This is a genomic window from Aeromonas sp. ASNIH7 (assembly GCF_002903485.1).
GTDB lineage: Bacteria > Pseudomonadota > Gammaproteobacteria > Enterobacterales > Aeromonadaceae > Aeromonas > Aeromonas caviae.
Genome location: NZ_CP026226.1, coordinates 4,583,063 through 4,599,659 on the forward strand (window position 1 = coordinate 4,583,063; position 16,597 = coordinate 4,599,659).

The following is a 16,597-nucleotide window of genomic DNA, read 5'->3' on the forward strand; positions in this document are numbered from 1 at the left end:
TTTATTCCCTTTTTTGCCGGATCGGATCACCCTGAAATTTGATCCGGCACACCTTCCCGTCTCCCCCCTTGGACTAAGCTGTAATAGCTAAAGAGTTGCCATCATTGGCCTTTTTACCAAGGAGGAGAACATGGTCAAGTACCGAAACATTCTGGTGGTGATCAATCCCGAGGAGGAGCGCCAGATCGCGCTCGAGCGCGCGGTCAAGGTCGCCGAGCTGGATGAGGGCGCCCAGCTGACCCTGCTCCTGACGATTTACGACTTCTCTTACGAGATGACCGCCATGCTCTCGGCAGACGAGCGGGAAGAGATGCGCCATGGTGTCATCGCCCAGCGTCGGGAGTGGCTCGACGAGATCCTCACTCCCTATCGGGCCAGAGGACTGGAATGCGAAGTGAAAGTGCTCTGGCACAACCGTCCCTTCGAGTGCGTCATTCAGGAAGTGCTGGAACAGCGTCACGATCTGGTCGTCAAGGCGACTCACAAGCACTCCTTCCTGCAAACCTTCATCTTCACCCCCACCGACTGGCACCTGCTGCGCAAATGCCCCTGTCCGGTTCTGCTGGTAAAAGAAGGGCACTGGCAACGGGGGGGCAACCTGATTGCCGCCATCAACTGCTCGAGCGATGACAAGGAGCAGAAGGTGCTCAACGAGCGGATCACCCGCGAGGGGATCGCCATCGCCGAGCTGCTTGGTGCCAGTCTCTATCTGGTCAACACCTACCCGGGCACCCCGGTCAATGTCGCCATCGAACTGCCAGAGTTCGATCCCAACGCCTACAACGATGCCATTCGCAAACACCATGAAGATCTGCTGCGGGAGCATGCCGATCAGTTCGGCATCAACCACATGTGGACCAAGGTGGCGGAAGGCTTGCCGGAGGAGGTGCTGCCGGACATGGCGGACGATCTGAATGCCACCCTGATGATCATGGGATGCGTCGGCCGTACCGGCCTCTCTGCCGCCCTGCTTGGCAACACCGCCGAGCACGTGGTGGACAGGCTCAACTGCGACATTCTCATCCTCAAACCCGACGATTACAGCAGCCCTGTGGATGACAGGCGTCATCCTGCATAAGCGTTTCTTGCCCTCCCCCGGGACATGGCTATAATAAGCCGCTTATTTTTGTCCCGGGTTTGAGGCCATGCTAGAAGAGCTTAACGCCAAAGAGAAATACAGTTTCAACAAGCTGCAGAAACGCCTGCGGCGCAACGTGGGCCAGGCCATCGCCGACTTCAACATGATTGAAGAGGGTGACAAGATCATGGTCTGCCTGTCTGGCGGCAAGGACAGCTTTGCCATGCTCGACATCCTGATGAGCCTGAAGGCCAGCGCCCCCATCCATTTCGATCTGGTGGCCGTCAACCTGGATCAGAAGCAACCCGGCTTCCCCGAGCACGTGCTGCCCGAATACCTGAGCACCCTCGGCATCGACTTCAAGATCGTGGAAGAAGATACCTACTCCATCGTCAAGGAGAAGGTACCGGAGGGCAAGACCACCTGCGCGCTCTGCTCCCGCCTGCGCCGCGGCATTCTGTATCGCACCGCCCAGGAGCTGGGTTGCACCAAGATCGCCCTTGGCCATCACCGTGACGACATCCTCGAGACTCTGTTCCTCAACATGTTCTACGGTGGCAAGCTCAAATCCATGCCCCCCAAGCTGGTGAGCGACGATGGCAAGAACGTGGTGATCCGCCCCCTGGCCTACTGCAAGGAGAAAGATCTGGTGCGCTATGCCGAGGTCAAGGCCTTCCCCATCATCCCCTGCAACCTGTGCGGCTCCCAGGAGAACCTGCAGCGCCAGGCCATCAAACAGATGATGCAGGAGTGGGATCGCCGCTTCCCGGGTCGTCTCGAAACCATGTTCACCGCCATTCAGGACGTGATCCCGAGCCACCTGCTCGATCACCAGCTGTTTGACTTCAAGAGCATCAACCGCGACTCCGGCATCATCGACGGTGGCGACAAGGCATTTGATCCGCCCGAGCTGCCCAAGGCGCCGCTGCTGGACATCGACGAGATGGACATGCTGGACGTGATTGAGGTGCGCTAAGCCCCGTCACCCACAAAAAAGGAGCGCCAGGCGCTCCTTTTTTCATTCTGGCAATCTGCGGACTCGGGTCGCTACCCCTTGTGCAGCCAGGGGGTCAGACGCAGGATCTCCCCTTGCAGTTGCAGCTTGCCCTGGGCAAACCCCTTCAGCTGCGCATTGCTGAGCAGCAGTTGCCCCTGCTGCCAGGAGACGGCCTCCTGACGGGCACCCTCCACAAGGTAGGCTGTGCCTGCGGGCGCCACCATGGAGATCCGCACCCCTTCCATCTTGGGCAGGAAATACTGGCCGACCATGCCGGCCATCTTGTCGAGCAATCGCTGCATCTGCTGCTGGCGCGAGACAAGCTCGGCCAGCGGCACCTCGGGTGTGGCGGGGGCGTCGGCCATCACCTGTACCGACAGATCGCAGGCGGCATGGGCCTCGGTGAGCCCCACCACCACGATCGCCTTGTCGAGGTTGAGATCTTCGTCATAGGGCAGACGCAGTTCGCCATCCACCGTGACCTCGGCGGGCACATCCCTGTCCGGGGTCGAGACCCGGGCCGAGGTGAGCCCGCAGCGCCGACCGTTCTGTTGACTGGCCAGATAAAAGCCCAGTCTGGCGTGGCCGAACTCCCCCTTGGCGAAGGTCTTCATCTGGCTGTAGAAGGTGCCGTAGTCGAGTTCAAGGGACGGCTCAGCCTGTCCCAGCATGGGTACCAGCAGGAGCGCCGCCATCCCGTATCGCTTGTTCATATGCCATCCTTTTGCATCACGCTCCGGGCGGGTCGACACCGGCTGACCCCCTGGTATCCCGTTATGCGTTGAAATGATCCGGGCCCTGCCCGCCGTTGCCACTGGCAACCTCGGTCACTTCGACTGCCACCCCACACAGATCCCGGTAGAGAATGCCCTTGCAGTTGAAGTAGAGCGGCGCCACCCAGATAAGTCCCAGCCCCATGGGGATGAGCGCCAGGAAGAAGAGTGCCAGCATGACCCCGTGCAGCAGCACTATGCTGGGCCATCCCCGGGCAAAGAGCTTGAGGGATACCAGAATGGCCTGAGCCGGGGAAAGACCGCGCTCCAGCACCAGAGGTACGGTAAACACCAGCCCCATGCCCACCAGGGCGGAAGGGATGAAGGCCAGCATCACCGGCACGCCCAGCAGCTCGAACAGGGGGCCAAACAGGCTGGTGATGAGGCTGCCGAGCAGACTCAGGCTGCCCAGGCGCAGGAAGTGGCGGAAGAAGTCGAATACCTGGCTCGGCCGGGCGCGCACCCCCACCGACTGCTGCAACCCCAGCATGTCGAGGGAGGAGGTCATGGGTGACATGATCACCGTGACCAGCAGGCTCAGGATCAGGGCCATATCCATACCCCCCCCTTCACGGGCGACATAGGGTGTCAGCAAGGTATTGCTCAGCAGGATCCAGATTGCCATGACCCCGGCGATGGCCAGCGCCAATCCGAAACCGGTGCGACGAGTCTGTTGCCACCCCTCTTTCAACACCCCTTGCAGGTCCAGACGATATCCCTGGCTGAGGGACTGTTCGAGGGTTCCACCGATCCGCATTCTATTACTCAATTGACTGTCCAACATTCACTGACGACTGATCCAAGGTGGCACATTATAGCGGTTTGAACCGGCATGCGTAGCCGTTTTTCCTGTTATCTTCCGTTCAGAAAGCCATTGATACCAAAGGCCTTGCAGCCCTACTTGATGAAGTTCCCCTCACCCTTGGCCCCTCTGTCCAACGATGGCGCGCGCTGGCGGACGAGATGTCCACTGGCTCTTCTCTCTCACACAAGGAAAACGGTCATGTCCGAACTGACGCTCTATCTTGCCCCGGGTACCTGTGCCATGGCGGTACGCATCGCTCTGGTGGAGGCCGGTGCCCCTCACCTTGTCAAGCGCCTGGATCTGGCCGCTGGTGAACAGCGCAGCCCCGACTACCTCGCCATCAATCCCAAGGGGCGAGTCCCGGCACTGGTGACGGAGCATGGCGTGCTGACCGAAACACCGGCTCTGCTGCTCTACGTGGCCCAGCGTTTTCCTAACGCCGGGCTGGCCCCATTGGATGACCCCTTCCTCCTGGCCAGGATGCAGGAGGTACACAGTTTCCTCGTCTCCACCGTCCATGTCGCCCATGCCCATGGACGCCGTCCCGGCCGCTGGGCCGACGATGAACAGGCCATGGCTGCCATGCAGGCCAAGATGCCCCAGAACATGCGCGATGGCTTTGACCAGATTGAGCGCCACTATCTGGCCGGCCCCTGGGTACTGGGGGAGCGCTTTAGCCTGGCCGACATCTACCTCTTCGTGATTGCAGGCTGGCTCGAGAGCGACGGGGTTGCCATCAGCGAGTTTCCCAAGGTGGCGGATCACTATCAGCGCATGCTGGCCCGCCCCGCCCCGCAGTGCAGGCGGCGCTCGCCCTCTGATCTCCTCGCGCCGGGTACGCCTTTTTGTGCGGGCAACATCCGGCGACGCCTCTCAGACGGGGTGCTCTTATGGCACCCGTTTCTTCTGAAATTGCCCTGTCACTGAGATCGTTTTCACATTTTCGTCATCACTGCCTAGACCCGTTAACGGTTAACACCTATCTTTCGCCCTAATGACGCAACCGGTTGCGTAACCGATTGCCCAACTCAATATTCATATGCGGTCCCAGGCCGCCGAGGTGCTGTATGAAACGAGGCAAGCTGCTCAATGCTCCCTTAAGCGCGCTGGTCGCGCAGATGGGCCACACCGACGAGATCACCGTCTGCGACGCTGGCCTGCCCATTCCGGCAGGCCCCGAGCGCATCGATCTGGCGCTGATGGCGGGCACCCCCAGCCTTGAAACCGTACTGACCGCCCTACTCACCGACCTGGTGGTGGAGAAGGTGATCATGGCAAGCGAGATCAAGCAGATCAGTCCCGCCGCCCATCAGGCGCTGGTGGATCAGCTGGAGGCCCACGCAGCCGCCCAGGGCAAGCCCATCACCATCGAGTACTGCCTGCACGAAGCGTTCAAGGCTCGCTCCTGCCAGAGCAAGGCTATCGTGCGCAGCGGCGAGGTGACTCCCTACGCCAACCTGATCCTCTGCGCCGGTGTGGCGTTCTGAATTCTTCAAAGAAGGCCTCTTCAAGGAAGCTGCAAATGAGCACAACCTCCCCCCTCTCACCCATTCTGGAGCTGACCGGGATCGTCAAGACCTTCCCCGGGGTACGCGCCCTCGACGAAGCGGGCCTTCGGGTCTATCCGGGCCAGGTGATGGCCCTGCTCGGCGAAAATGGCGCTGGCAAGTCGACCCTGATGAAGGTGCTGACCGGCATCTACCAGGCCGATGCGGGCTACATCAACTATCGCGGCCAGCCGGTGCACTTCAAGGGCCCCCGCGACTCTCAGGATCAGGGGATCAGCATCATCCACCAGGAGCTGAACCTGCTGCCGGAATTGTCGATTGCCGCCAATATCTTCCTCGGCCGCGAACCGCGCACCCGTTTTGGCAGCATCGACCACAAGCAGTTGCGTGAGCGTGCCAGCGGTCTGCTGGCGCGACTTGGCGTCAAGCACGGCCCGGATACCCGACTCGGGGATCTCTCCATCGGTGAACAGCAGATGGTAGAGATCGCCAAGGCGCTGTCGTTCGATGCCAGCGTCATCATCATGGACGAGCCCACCGATGCGCTGACCGACACCGAGACCGAGCAGCTCTTCACCGTCATTCGTGAACTGCGCGAGCAGGGCTGCGGCATTGTCTACATCTCCCACCGCCTGAAAGAGATCTTCGAGATCTGCGATCGGGTCACCGTGCTGCGGGATGGCAAGTGGATCGGCGAGCAGGCGGTGAGCGATCTCGATGAAGACAGGATCATCGAGATGATGGTGGGCCGCCGGCTGGAAGAGCAGTACCCACGTCTTGAGCGCGAGCTTGGCCCGGTTAGCCTGCAGGTGAACGATCTGGCTGGTCCCGGCGTGCGCGGGGTGAGCTTCTCCCTGCGTCAGGGGGAAATTCTGGGCTTTAGCGGCCTGATGGGCTCCGGCCGCACCGAGCTGATGAAGCTCATCTACGGTGCCAGCCCCATCAGCGCTGGCCAGGTGACGGTGGATGGCCACGCCCTGGTACCCAGAAGCCCGGCCGATGGTCTGGCCGCTGGTATCGCCTATATCTCCGAGGATCGCAAGGGCGACGGCCTGGTGCTGGAGCTGTCGGTGCGCGAAAACATGAGCCTGTGCGCCCTCGGCGAGTTCATTCGTGGCGGTAAGATTGACGGCAAGGCCGAGCGCCAGGCGGTAGGGGACTATGTGCGTTTGTTCAACATCAAGACCCCGAGTCAGGATCAGCTGATCAAGCTCCTCTCCGGCGGCAACCAGCAGAAGGTGGCCATCGCCAAGGGGCTGCTGACCCGGCCCAAGGTGCTGATCCTGGATGAGCCGACCCGCGGCGTCGATGTCGGCGCCAAGAAGGAGATCTATCAGCTCATCAACCAGTTCAAGAAGGAGGGGATGAGCATCATCCTGGTCTCCTCCGAAATGCCGGAAGTGCTCGGCATGAGTGATCGCATTATGGTGATGCACGAAGGGCGCATTAGCGCAGAATTCAACACCCGCGATGCCAATCAGGAGAAGCTGATGGCAGCGGCAGTCGGTAAACAGTGGCAAGCAGAGCAAGAGGCAGCACAATGACAACCCAAACCCTTTCCCGCCGCGGCGTCATGAGCAAGGCCTGGTGGATCGAGAACAAGTCCCTGGTCGCGCTGCTGGTGCTGATCGGCGTGGTCTCCTTCCTGAGCCCCAACTTCTTCACCGCCGACAACCTGCTCAACATCCTGCGCCAGACATCGGTCAACGCCATCATGGCGGTCGGCATGACGCTGGTCATCCTCACCGCCGGCATCGATCTGTCGGTCGGCTCGGTACTGGCCCTGTGCGGCGCCCTGGCCGCCACCATGGTGGCCATGGAGCTGCCCATCGGCCTGGTGATCCCCCTCACCCTGGGGGCCGGCGCCCTGCTTGGCAGCATCAGCGGCCTCATCATCGCCAAGGGCAAGGTACAGGCCTTCATCGCTACCCTGGTCACCATGACCGCCCTGCGCGGCGTCACCATGGTCTACACCGAGGGGCGCCCCATTTCCACCGGCTTCAGTGACGGCGCCGATCACTTCGCCTGGCTCGGGACCGGCTACCTGCTGGGTCTGCCGGTGCCCATCTGGCTGATGGCCATCGTCTTCCTGCTGGCCTGGTACCTGCTCAACCACACTCGCCTGGGCCGCCACATCTATGCCCTCGGCGGCAACGAATCGGCCACCCGCCTCTCTGGTATCAATGTGGATCGGGTCAAGCTCGCGGTGTATGGTCTGTGCGGCATGCTGTCGGCACTGGCCGGGCTCATCGTCACATCCCGCCTCTCCTCCGCCCAGCCCACAGCCGGCATGGGGTACGAGCTGGATGCCATCGCCGCCGTTGTGCTGGGGGGCACCAGCCTGATGGGGGGCAAGGGCCGTATCATGGGTACCCTGATCGGTGCCCTCATCATCGGCTTCCTCAACAATGCCCTCAACCTGCTCGACGTCAGCTCCTATTACCAGATGATCGCCAAGGCCAGCGTGATTTTGCTTGCTGTGATGATCGATAACAAAAGCAACCGTTAACAAGCCACGCCACACACAAGGAATGAAATGATGAAAAAGCTCAATACCCTGCTCGCTGCCGCCATCATGTCCGTGCTGGGCACCGCCCAGGCCGCGGATCACACCCTGGCGATGGTGGTCTCCACCCTCAACAACCCCTTCTTCGTCACCATGAAGGAGGGGGCCGAAGCCAAGGCCAAGGAGCTTGGCTACGAGCTGGTGGTGCTGGACTCCCAAAACGACCCGGCCAAGGAGCTCTCCAACGTGGAAGATCTCACCGTGCGCAAGGTCAACGCCATCCTGATCAACCCGACCGACTCCGAAGCCGTGGGCAACGCCATTCGCCTGGCCAACAAGGCGAACATCCCGGTGCTGACCCTGGACCGCGGCGCAGCCCAGGGTGACGTCAAGGCCCACATCGCCTCCGACAACGTGGCCGGTGGCAAGCTGGCTGGCGACTTCATCGCCGAGAAGCTGGGCAGCGGTGCCAAGGTGATCCAGCTGGAAGGGATCGCAGGTACCTCCGCCGCCCGTGATCGCGGCGAAGGCTTCGCCCTGGCGGTCACCGCCAACAAACTGCAGGTGCTGGCCTCCCAACCCGCCGACTTTGACCGCACCAAGGGTCTGAACGTCATGGAGAACCTGCTGGCCGCCCATCCGACCGTGCAGGCAGTGTTCGCCCAGAACGACGAGATGGCGCTGGGTGCCATCCGCGCCGTGCAGGCCGCTGGCAAAGAGGTGATGATCGTGGGCTTTGACGGCACCGACGATGGCAAAGCCGCCGTGGCCAAGGGTAAACTGGCCGCCACCGTGGCACAGCAGCCTGCCCTCATCGGCGCCATCGGCGTGGAAACCGCCGACAAGGTGCTCAAGGGTCAACCGGTGGAAAAATCCATCCCGGTACCGCTGCAAATCGTCAACAAGTAAGTTGACGGGGGGAGGTTCGCCTCCCCTCTCTTTTTCCGCCAGTGCCGCCTGGTCTGGGTCCACCCAGACCAGGATGTACTCAACCAAGGGTGATAGGAATGAATCGTCTCGTAGTCCTCGGCAGCGTGAATGCGGATCATGTGCTGCGCGTCCCCCACTTTCCCCGCCCCGGTGAAACCCTGACCGGCCACAGCTATCAGGTCGTTCCCGGCGGCAAGGGCGCCAATCAGGCGGTGGCCGCCGCCCGCCTCGGCGCCCCTGTCTCCTTCATCGCCCGCATCGGTGATGATGCCATCGGCCACCAGATGAAAACCGGGTTTGCCAACGACGGCATCGATGTCAGCGCCGTCGAACTCGACCCCAGGCTCCCCACCGGCATCGCCATCATCTATGTGAGCGACGAGGGGGAGAACAGCATCGGCATCTCCGCCGAAGCCAATGGCGCCCTCACCCCGGCCGTAGTGCAAGGTCACGAGGCAATGATCGCCGCCGCCCACACCCTGCTGCTGCAACTGGAAGTGCCGCTGGAGAGCGTGCAGGAAGCGGCCCGTCTGGCTCGTGCCCACGGCACCCGGGTGGTGCTCAACCCCGCCCCCGCGCGCCCGCTCTCAAGGGATCTGCTGGCGCTGGTGGATCTCATCACCCCCAACCAGACCGAGGCCGAGCTGCTGACCGGCGTCAAGGTGACGGACGAAGCGAGCGCCCGGGAGGCTGCCACCCGCTTCCACCAGATGGGCATCGGTGAGGTGATGATCACCCTGGGGTCTCAAGGGGTCTATTGCAGCAAGGGGCAGAAACAGGCGCTCATGCCGGGTTTTCGGGTCAAGGCGGTGGATACCACGGCTGCCGGGGATACCTTCAACGGCGCCTTCCTGGCGGCCGAGCTCGCCGGCGCCGACTTTGACGCAGCCGTACGCTTTGCCCACGGGGCGGCGGCACTCTCCGTCACCCGGTTTGGTGCCCAGAGCTCCATCCCGAGCAAGCAGGAGGTCGATGCTTTCCTCCTTGAACAGACTGCGCAGGGGCACTGATGGCCAATATCAAGGAGGTGGCTGCGCTGGCGGGAGTGTCGACCACCACCGTTTCCCACGTCATCAACGAGACCCGCTTCGTGGCCGCAGAGACCCGGGAGCGGGTCTTCGCCGCCATGCGCGATCTCAACTATGCCCCGAGCCTGGTGGCCCGCAGCCTCAAGGTAAAGGAGACCAACAGCATCGGCATGCTGGTTACCACCTCCAGCAACCCCTTCTTCGCCGAGGTGGTGCGCGGGGTGGAGCGCTACTGCTTCGAGCAGGGTTACAACCTGATGCTGGGCAACACCGAAGGACAGGCCGAGACGGCGCTCTCCTACCTCAAGATGATGCTCAGGAAACGGGTCGACGGCCTGCTCATCATGTGCAGTGAAGGGCAGCAGGAGGTGTTCAACCAGCTCGACTGGCTCAAGAGCCTGCCGGTCGTGGTGATGGACTGGGGCATGGAGAATGGCGAGGTGGATCTCATCGCCGACAACTCCCATCGTGGAGGCTACCTGGCAACCCGCCATCTGCTGGGGCTGGGTCACACTGCCATCGGTTGCATCACGGGCCCCCACAGCCGCGCCCCGGCCAACCAGCGCCAGGCGGGTTTCGAGCAAGCGATGCAGGAGGCCGGGCTCACCGTCAATCCGGGCTGGATCCAGGAGGGAGACTTTGACTGCGCCAGCGGCGCCGCCGCCATGACCCGCCTGCTGGAGCTGCCAGAGCGTCCCACCGCGCTGTTTGTCTGCAACGACATGATGGCCATGGGGGTCATCAGTGCCGCCCATCAGGCAGGGCTGGTGATCCCCCGCGATCTCTCCATCGTCGGCTATGACAACGTGGCGCTGGCCCAGTTCATGTCCCCCCCGCTCACCACGGTCAATCAACCGAAAGAGGAGCTGGGCCGCCTCGCCGTCACCCGGCTGCTGGCGCGCATCAACGGCGAGCCCATCGCAAACCGCATGATCACCGTGGATCCGGACCTGGTGATCAGACACTCCTGCGCTCCCTTTTCCTCACCGGACAGCAAACCAGTTTAAGTGCCAGCAAGCAGCAGAAGGGCGGCCATGAGCCGCTCTTCTGTGTATTGTCTCCTTGGCATCGGCCCCGAGACTGCACAAGCCACCACTCAACTCAGCTTGAGATCATCCTCTTGCTGCGCCTCTCCCAGGGGAGCCAGGCGCAGCAGCCCCAGCGCCGTTGCCAACGGCTGGAGCAGCGCCTCGTACCCGGAGGGTGCTGGCAGCCAGTAGCGAATTGGCCAGCCCGCTTGCAGCAGTTCGGGGGCGCAGCTGCCAAGCTCGCTCAGCGCCAGCATGCAGCCACACTCGCGCATCTTCTCAAGCAGGGTGGCATCCGGTATCAGCGCAGGCAATGCCAGGATCAGTCTCCCCTGTGGCAAGGGGGGCAGGCTCGCCAGCAGAGGGGCCAGCTGGGCAGGCTGATGAAGCCTTACCAGCAAGGTGCCACTGCATGGCTCTTCTGTCAGCCATCGTGCCATCACGGGCCCAAGGACACCACGCTCTTGCATCCAGCCCACGTCACAGGGCTGCTGGCTCACCCGCCAGCGCAGGCTGACCGCCGTCACCGGCACGCCCTGCTCGTCTCTCATCGCCTCGCAGAGGGTCTCCAGGGGGGAAGGGGCGGCCCCCGCCAGCCATTCCCGCAATTGGTGCAGCTGCCGCTGGGCCATGTGGAGATCAGCCTTCATCGCACTCTGATACCACACCAGGGTGGTCCCCTCACGCTTGGCCTCGTTCAATGCCAATATGGCTTGCTCCAATAGCTCATCGGCATCCTCGCCACCCTCGCGCCTGGCCACTCCGAAGCGACACGCCAGATCAAAGCTGCTTTCCCGGGTCACAAACTCAAACTGCAACAGACTCACCTTGACATCCTCCCCCACCTTAGCGCTTCGCGTCACAGGAGGGGGATCCCCATTACTGGGTGATAGCTGCTCGCGCAGTACCGGGTTCCTGCTTCATCGGGCGGCCTGATTGCACCACGCCTCCACAGGCTAAAACGGCGTGTCCCGCCGCTAAAATATTGCGAGCGCCGTTCACATCGGCGTTCGCCTCATAACCACACGCAGCGCATTTAAACTGGCTTTGCGTCTGGCGGTTATCCTTCGCAGTATGCCCACAACAGGCGCACTGCTGGCTCGTGTAGGCCGGGTTTATCGCCAACACCTGACCGCCTCGCCATGCCTGCTTATATTCGAGCTGGCGGCGCAGCTCAAACCAGCCCTGATCTAATATCGAACGATTCAGCCCTGATTTTGCCCGGACGTTGCGCCCCGGCTGGCTGGTCGTGCCCGCTGCTGATTTTGACATGCTGGCAACCTTCAAATCCTCAATGACGATCATCGCGTGGTTTTTGCTGATAGTCGTTGTGACCTTGTGAAGGTAATCGCGGCGGGTATTGGCGATATGTGAGTGCAGCCGCTGGATCTTGGCTTTTTGTTTCTTCCAGTTGCTGCTGAACTTTACCTTTTTGCTCAACTGGCGTTGGAGCCTTGCCAGCTTGTTCTGATTGGTTTTGAAGCTGTTGACGGGCTCAAACACCGTGCCGTCTGACAGGGTTGCGAGCTTGGCGATCCCCGCATCCAGCCCGACCATTGAGCCGGAGGGGTGAATTGGCTCAAGCGTCTCCTGCTCGACCTGAAAGGAGATATACCAGTGCCCGGCTGCTTGGCTGACGGTCGCGTTTTTAATTTTCCCTTCAACTGGCTGGGACTGACGGAACTTGACCCACGCCAGCCCGGCAGGCAGGCAGCTTCACTCGACCCTTTTCAAGGCGGCAATACTTGTCGAAGTTGACGAACCGGATAGCGTCGCGGTTGTCGCTTTTTTTCTTGAATACGGGTGCCTTGGCGGCGAGTTTCTTATCAAAGCAGCGCATCCACGCGCCATGCAAATCCTTGAGCTTCTGCTGGAGGTTGTCGGTATATGCCTCGGCCAGAAAGGCCATTTCTGGGTCTTTCTTCCAACTGGTGAGCATCCTGTTCAGCTCAAAGGCAGAAGGCAGTTTTTCGCCAGCATCCAGAATGCGTTTGGTTTCTGCCAGCCCGTGATTCCAGACATAACGAGCACAACCGCCCAACTGGCGCAGGCGTTGCGCTTGTTGTTCGGTCGGTTCGAGTCGGAATTTGTAGGCTTTCAGAATTTGCATTTATCGCTCAGTGTGTAGCATTATTGCCATATCTATTAAGCCCGATTGAGTGACAGAATGCAATTCACTAAAATTAATAAATCACGCCATGCGGCCTACGTTTTGCACGTACATTTGGTGTTTATCACCAAGTATCGAAAGCCGATATTGGGGGATCTGCATCACGCCTCCTTCGGTCAGTGTGCGGCAGAGGTTTGCAGAGATTTTGGTGCGGAACTGAAAGAGTGTGACGGAGAGGCTGATCATGTTCACATGCTGATAGAGTACGCGCCAACGGTGCAGCTATCGGTACTGGTGAACTCGTTAAAGGCGGTCACATCAAGGCGACTGCGTAATGAATTTCTGGACTTGAGAGGTGCTTACAGCAAACCCGTACTCTGGTCACGCTCTTACTTTGCGGGCTCTTGCGGCGGAGCACCGTTGGAGGTGATCAAGCAATACATTCAAAACCAGCGGGGCTGACGCCCCGGCGAAATTCCCCTCCCACCTACGTCGGAGGGAGTCCCCTTTCGCATTTAAGATGGCTGCAAGCAGCAGGTTATCTCGCTGTCGTCGCGTCACGGGACAACCTCGATGCGGATCACCTGCCAGACCATGTTGTTGTGGATGGCGGACACATCCATGTCGGGATGGGCCGAGAGGGGGACCAGCAGCCAGAGCGGCCCTTTATTGCGACGGGTGAGCGGTTTGTCATCCTGGTAACGCACCAGGGTCAGCGGCACCTTGGCAAACAGGGAGAGATCGACCCGCTGCTGGTAGCCATTGAGTGCGGCAACATCGATGGCGCTGGCACTATCCACCTGCTGCTGCGCCAGCACGCTCTTCAGGGTCGGTCCACGATAGCGGTGAGTGCCGAGGGTCCAGGGCGTCGCCGTCTCGAACTCCACTTGTGGCAAGGCTGCCAACGCCGCCTCATCCAGGGTGATTTCCCGCTTGTCCGGCAGGATCAGTTGCAATAGCGAAGAGGAGGAAGCCTGGGTACCGAACGAGAAAAGCACCAGCAGGAGCGAGGCCATCCCGCGCGTTGGAAAGTTCATGACATGTTGTGCCAACTGCATCTTGAAGTTAGGAGCCAGTGTGGCGATTTCAGTGGGTCAATGCAACTGTGTGAAAAATCAATAATTAGGGGCCCCGCATCTCCATCCAGTTATGGCCCTCGACGGAGAGAGGCTGATGCACTCCGCAACTTTGCAGGAGTTCATCCACAAAAGCGGGCACAAGCAAGGAAGCCGGACCATAACGTTTTTCATCAAACTGGCTGCCCACTTCGCTCGGCTCCAGATTGAGCTCCACCGTATGGGCACCGTTCAGGCCGGCCTCATGGACGAATCCGGCGGCAGGGTAGACCGCCCCGGAGGTCCCGATGGAGATGAAGAGATCGCACTGAGCCAGGGCCGAGTAGATGCGGTCAAGTCCGAGGGGCATCTCCCCGAACCAGACCACATGGGGGCGCAGCGGGTGGGGAAACTGGCAGCAGGAACACAGCTCTTCCTGATGGAGATCCCCGCGCCACTCGATCACCTGACCAGAGCCCGGGCAGCGGGCCTTGAGCAACTCGCCGTGCATGTGGATGAGGTTCTTGCTGCCGGCACTCTCGTGCAGGTTGTCGATGTTCTGGGTGACCAGGGTGACGCGCCCCGGCAGCAGGCGCTCCAGACGGGCCAATGCATAGTGGGCCGGATTGGGGTGGATCTCGGCGCGCTGCAACTGATGGCGCCGTGCATTGTAGAAACGTTGTACCAGTTCGGGATCCCGCGCATAGCCTTCAGGGGTGGCCACGTCCTCCACCATGTGCTCTTCCCACAGGCCATCACAGGCCCGGAAGGTCTTGATACCGGATTCGGCCGAGATGCCGGCACCGGTGAGGATCACGATATGTTTGGCTGACTGCACCATGGTTGTTCTCCTCCAACGGGTAACAGGCTGACCTTAGCACAGGAGCAAGAGGCGGCCCATTCGCCCTTGGTCTTAGGCCGATGGGAGCACAAAGCTCGCCATGGGCGCGAGATCCAGCCTGGCAAAGACCATCTCCCGTCCTGTCACCAGGGTAAGCGGCAACCCGAGCCCCTTGAGCAGAGCCAGCATGGGGCGATTCTGGCCGAGCACTTCCGCCGTCCACTCCCGGATCCCCTCCCCGTATGCCAGCCGCGCAAGCGCCAGCAGGATGCGACGCCCGGCGCCGCGATGCTGAAAATGATCCGCGACGATGCAGGAGAACTCAGCCCTGTCCGGGTGCAGGCGCCGGCGAACGGACTGGGCCATGGCAAGCGGCCCCCCCTGCTCGTCGGTCAGCAGCAATCCTATCTGGGGTTCTCTGGGGTAGTCGAGAAAGAAGGCGAGCTGCTCGGCCGTCGCAGGCTGCTTGGCCCGCATGAAGCGCAAATAGACGCTCTGCTCGCTCAGGGCGTCATAGGCCGCGCTTATTCGCTTCGGGTCGCTGCCCGCCAGCTCCTGCAAGCGGCAAGTCAGCCCCCCCACCACCATCGTCATCGGCAAGGCGGCCCGTGAGGCGGGAGCCGTCCAACCCGACATTCCCTGCCACAAGCGCGGCTCATCGAGCGGCCAGCAAAGATAGCGAGCCATTTACCAGCGCCCTGCCACGCCGCGATCCTGCCACTGGGCGGCATCCTGCAGGTTGAAGGGGTCGTCGAGGTAGAGCGCGATGCCAAGCTCCCGGGAGCGCTGGATGAAGCGGGCCAGCAAGGAGTCGGCAGCCATCGCCTCCAGTTCGGGCAGCAGGTGTTGCCCGAGCAGCAAGGATTGCAACGGCAGACGCTCGATGAGATCAAACGGCAGGTGCTGGGCATGATCGAGCAGCAGCGCGAGTCTGGCCCCCGCGAGGCTCGCCTGCAGCACCAGGGCGAAACGGTCCGCCTGGCTCAGCAGGTGATCCCGTCGGTGGATGACCAGGGTGAGTTCGCTTGCTTCTCGTCCATGCTGCTCGAGCCAGAGCTTGAGCGGCTCCCAGTGAGGGGAAAGACCGCTCAGGCTCAGCCAGATCGGCAGCGTGCAGGAAGCCGCATCTGCCAGCAGCCCAAGCTGTCCTCTCGCCTCTCCCTGCCAGCTACGCACGGTGCGCTTGAGCCCGCCCAGCCTGCGCTGACGCTGGGGGCCAAGATAGAGCATCTTGAGCAGACGCAGCAGATCGTCGCTTTGCAGCGGCTTGGCCAGGGCGGCCAGCACGTTGAAACCCGCATCGTGCAGGAGACGCCGGGCGCCGTCTATCAGGGTCTGATCATGAGCGGAGAGCAGGATGATGGGCAGACCGCTGTGGTGATACTGGGGATGGCTCATCAGCAGGCTGATGGCATCCTGCTCCGCTAGGCTGAGATCACAGATAAGCAATCTCACGCCCCCCTCTTCCAGCGCCTTGAGGCACCCTTCGCCATCCTGAACCCAGTGGCAGGGCAACCCCAGTCCCTGGATCTCCTGCTGAATGCAGGCTCCCTGGAAGGGGTGATCTTCGAGCAGCAGGATCTGGCACTGGGCGAGCCAGGCACGCCACCCCTGCTCCCGTGCCTGCAACCCCTCGAGCCAGGGATCGCTGAGGCGATAGATCCCTGCCCCGGGAGCCAACAGATGAGGCAGATAGTCGGCCCCCTGATGAGAGGCAGGATCAAACAGGGCGATGGCCCCGGCGGCAAACAGTCCTTCCCATTGCCAGCCGGCATCGGGTCGGGTGCGGTGCAGATTGGCATAGGCCGGCAGGCCCGCTCCCTTGACCGCCAGATGGGAGACGGCGTCCAGGGCATAGACGCTGACCGGGTAAAACGTTGGCTCCTGGCTGTCATCAGACTCCAGCAAGGCCATCAACTCTTCATCTGTGATGATCAT

At 61.5% G+C, this 16,597-nt stretch carries 18 protein-coding genes and 1 pseudogene; 10 read left to right on the plus strand and 9 right to left on the minus strand.

Annotated elements, in window-relative coordinates; genetic code table 11:
• Window positions 1-130: 130 nt before the first annotated feature.
• The gene (uspE, locus tag C2U47_RS21415) at window positions 131-1,078 is read left to right on the plus strand and encodes a universal stress protein UspE (protein ID WP_010674782.1); all 948 of its coding nucleotides are present in this window, start codon (window positions 131-133) and stop codon (window positions 1,076-1,078) included.
• Window positions 1,079-1,145: 67 nt separating this feature from the next.
• The gene (gene ttcA, locus C2U47_RS21420; protein WP_010674783.1) at window positions 1,146-2,054 is read left to right on the plus strand and encodes a tRNA 2-thiocytidine(32) synthetase TtcA; all 909 of its coding nucleotides are present in this window, start codon (window positions 1,146-1,148) and stop codon (window positions 2,052-2,054) included.
• A 71-nt stretch (window positions 2,055-2,125) separates the two neighbouring features.
• Here ttcA and C2U47_RS21425 read toward each other — a convergent pair whose 3' ends face one another.
• Both C2U47_RS21425 and C2U47_RS21430 read right to left on the minus strand, forming a co-directional pair.
• Window positions 2,126-2,788 (minus strand): DUF2987 domain-containing protein, encoded by a 663-nt coding sequence (locus C2U47_RS21425; protein ID WP_010674784.1) that lies wholly within the window; start codon window positions 2,786-2,788, stop codon window positions 2,126-2,128.
• 61 nt (window positions 2,789-2,849) lie between these two features.
• The gene (locus C2U47_RS21430; RefSeq protein ID WP_010674785.1) at window positions 2,850-3,605 is read right to left on the minus strand and encodes a hypothetical protein; all 756 of its coding nucleotides are present in this window, start codon (window positions 3,603-3,605) and stop codon (window positions 2,850-2,852) included.
• Between the two features lie 246 nt (window positions 3,606-3,851).
• Between C2U47_RS21430 and C2U47_RS21435 the strand changes: the two are divergent.
• The 7 genes and pseudogenes from C2U47_RS21435 to C2U47_RS21465 all read left to right on the plus strand — a co-directional run.
• A pseudogene (locus C2U47_RS21435) lies at window positions 3,852-4,451 on the plus strand (glutathione S-transferase family protein); the annotation flags it as partial.
• 269 nt (window positions 4,452-4,720) lie between these two features.
• The gene (gene rbsD, locus C2U47_RS21440; RefSeq protein WP_010674787.1) at window positions 4,721-5,140 is read left to right on the plus strand and encodes a D-ribose pyranase; all 420 of its coding nucleotides are present in this window, start codon (window positions 4,721-4,723) and stop codon (window positions 5,138-5,140) included.
• Between the two features lie 35 nt (window positions 5,141-5,175).
• Window positions 5,176-6,705 (plus strand): ribose ABC transporter ATP-binding protein RbsA, encoded by a 1,530-nt coding sequence (rbsA, locus tag C2U47_RS21445; protein ID WP_052814800.1) that lies wholly within the window; start codon window positions 5,176-5,178, stop codon window positions 6,703-6,705.
• Window positions 6,702-7,670 carry a ribose ABC transporter permease gene (rbsC, locus tag C2U47_RS21450; protein WP_041211438.1) on the plus strand — a complete coding sequence of 323 codons (969 nt, stop codon included), beginning with the start codon at window positions 6,702-6,704 and terminating at the stop codon, window positions 7,668-7,670. The genes rbsA and rbsC overlap by 4 nt, the downstream gene beginning before the upstream one ends.
• Before the next feature lie 30 nt (window positions 7,671-7,700).
• On the plus strand, window positions 7,701-8,576 hold the full coding sequence (rbsB, locus tag C2U47_RS21455) for a ribose ABC transporter substrate-binding protein RbsB (protein ID WP_010674790.1): 876 nt from the start codon (window positions 7,701-7,703) through the stop codon (window positions 8,574-8,576).
• Between the two features lie 98 nt (window positions 8,577-8,674).
• The gene (gene rbsK / locus C2U47_RS21460; RefSeq protein WP_010674791.1) at window positions 8,675-9,607 is read left to right on the plus strand and encodes a ribokinase; all 933 of its coding nucleotides are present in this window, start codon (window positions 8,675-8,677) and stop codon (window positions 9,605-9,607) included.
• Window positions 9,607-10,632 (plus strand): substrate-binding domain-containing protein, encoded by a 1,026-nt coding sequence (locus C2U47_RS21465; protein WP_103261890.1) that lies wholly within the window; start codon window positions 9,607-9,609, stop codon window positions 10,630-10,632. The genes rbsK and C2U47_RS21465 overlap by 1 nt, the downstream gene beginning before the upstream one ends.
• 89 nt (window positions 10,633-10,721) lie before the next feature.
• On the opposite strand, the gene C2U47_RS21470 is transcribed toward C2U47_RS21465, so the two are convergent.
• The 3 genes from C2U47_RS21470 to C2U47_RS23120 are packed head-to-tail and all read right to left on the minus strand — an operon-like array spanning window position 10,722 to window position 12,763.
• Entirely contained in the window at window positions 10,722-11,516 is a 795-nt protein-coding gene (locus C2U47_RS21470; RefSeq protein ID WP_155488285.1) for a hypothetical protein, read from the minus strand.
• A gap of 16 nt (window positions 11,517-11,532) precedes the next feature.
• The gene (locus tag C2U47_RS21475; protein WP_199766860.1) at window positions 11,533-12,363 is read right to left on the minus strand and encodes an RNA-guided endonuclease InsQ/TnpB family protein; all 831 of its coding nucleotides are present in this window, start codon (window positions 12,361-12,363) and stop codon (window positions 11,533-11,535) included.
• On the minus strand, window positions 12,314-12,763 hold the full coding sequence (locus tag C2U47_RS23120; protein ID WP_199766828.1) for a helix-turn-helix domain-containing protein: 450 nt from the start codon (window positions 12,761-12,763) through the stop codon (window positions 12,314-12,316). Before C2U47_RS23120 ends, C2U47_RS21475 begins: the two co-directional genes overlap by 50 nt.
• 57 nt (window positions 12,764-12,820) lie before the next feature.
• Here C2U47_RS23120 and tnpA point away from each other — a divergent pair, with 57 nt between their 5' ends.
• Window positions 12,821-13,225 carry an IS200/IS605-like element ISAs26 family transposase gene (gene tnpA / locus C2U47_RS21480; RefSeq protein WP_010674034.1) on the plus strand — a complete coding sequence of 135 codons (405 nt, stop codon included), beginning with the start codon at window positions 12,821-12,823 and terminating at the stop codon, window positions 13,223-13,225.
• 95 nt (window positions 13,226-13,320) lie between these two features.
• On the opposite strand, the gene C2U47_RS21485 is transcribed toward tnpA, so the two are convergent.
• The 4 genes from C2U47_RS21485 to C2U47_RS21500 form a co-directional block, all read right to left on the minus strand.
• A complete protein-coding gene (locus C2U47_RS21485; protein ID WP_041211442.1) occupies window positions 13,321-13,800 on the minus strand; it encodes a hypothetical protein in 480 nt (159 codons plus the stop codon).
• Between the two features lie 85 nt (window positions 13,801-13,885).
• A complete protein-coding gene (cobB, locus tag C2U47_RS21490) occupies window positions 13,886-14,659 on the minus strand; it encodes a Sir2 family NAD+-dependent deacetylase (RefSeq protein WP_041211443.1) in 774 nt (257 codons plus the stop codon).
• Between the two features lie 72 nt (window positions 14,660-14,731).
• Entirely contained in the window at window positions 14,732-15,346 is a 615-nt protein-coding gene (locus C2U47_RS21495) for a GNAT family N-acetyltransferase (protein ID WP_103261891.1), read from the minus strand.
• Window positions 15,347-16,597, minus strand: coding sequence for a response regulator (locus C2U47_RS21500; protein ID WP_010674796.1), 1,251 nt, complete (start codon window positions 16,595-16,597; stop codon window positions 15,347-15,349). It lies immediately after the preceding gene.

Excerpts from the sequence above, each read along its gene's own strand:
- uspE (WP_010674782.1), top strand. The coding sequence starts at position 131 with ATGGTCAAGTACCGAAACATTCTGGTGGTGATCAATCCCGAGGAGGAG.
- ttcA (WP_010674783.1), top strand. The coding sequence starts at position 1,146 with ATGCTAGAAGAGCTTAACGCCAAAGAGAAATACAGTTTCAACAAGCTG.
- C2U47_RS21425 (WP_010674784.1), bottom strand. The coding sequence starts at position 2,788 with ATGAACAAGCGATACGGGATGGCGGCGCTCCTGCTGGTACCCATGCTG.
- C2U47_RS21430 (WP_010674785.1), bottom strand. The coding sequence starts at position 3,605 with ATGCGGATCGGTGGAACCCTCGAACAGTCCCTCAGCCAGGGATATCGT.
- rbsD (WP_010674787.1), top strand. The coding sequence starts at position 4,721 with ATGAAACGAGGCAAGCTGCTCAATGCTCCCTTAAGCGCGCTGGTCGCG.
- rbsA (WP_052814800.1), top strand. The coding sequence starts at position 5,176 with ATGAGCACAACCTCCCCCCTCTCACCCATTCTGGAGCTGACCGGGATC.
- rbsC (WP_041211438.1), top strand. The coding sequence starts at position 6,702 with ATGACAACCCAAACCCTTTCCCGCCGCGGCGTCATGAGCAAGGCCTGG.
- rbsB (WP_010674790.1), top strand. The coding sequence starts at position 7,701 with ATGAAAAAGCTCAATACCCTGCTCGCTGCCGCCATCATGTCCGTGCTG.
- rbsK (WP_010674791.1), top strand. The coding sequence starts at position 8,675 with ATGAATCGTCTCGTAGTCCTCGGCAGCGTGAATGCGGATCATGTGCTG.
- C2U47_RS21465 (WP_103261890.1), top strand. The coding sequence starts at position 9,607 with ATGGCCAATATCAAGGAGGTGGCTGCGCTGGCGGGAGTGTCGACCACC.
- C2U47_RS23120 (WP_199766828.1), bottom strand. The coding sequence starts at position 12,763 with ATGCAAATTCTGAAAGCCTACAAATTCCGACTCGAACCGACCGAACAA.
- tnpA (WP_010674034.1), top strand. The coding sequence starts at position 12,821 with ATGCAATTCACTAAAATTAATAAATCACGCCATGCGGCCTACGTTTTG.
- C2U47_RS21485 (WP_041211442.1), bottom strand. The coding sequence starts at position 13,800 with ATGAACTTTCCAACGCGCGGGATGGCCTCGCTCCTGCTGGTGCTTTTC.
- cobB (WP_041211443.1), bottom strand. The coding sequence starts at position 14,659 with ATGGTGCAGTCAGCCAAACATATCGTGATCCTCACCGGTGCCGGCATC.
- C2U47_RS21495 (WP_103261891.1), bottom strand. The coding sequence starts at position 15,346 with ATGGCTCGCTATCTTTGCTGGCCGCTCGATGAGCCGCGCTTGTGGCAG.
- C2U47_RS21500 (WP_010674796.1), bottom strand. The coding sequence starts at position 16,597 with ATGATCATCACAGATGAAGAGTTGATGGCCTTGCTGGAGTCTGATGAC.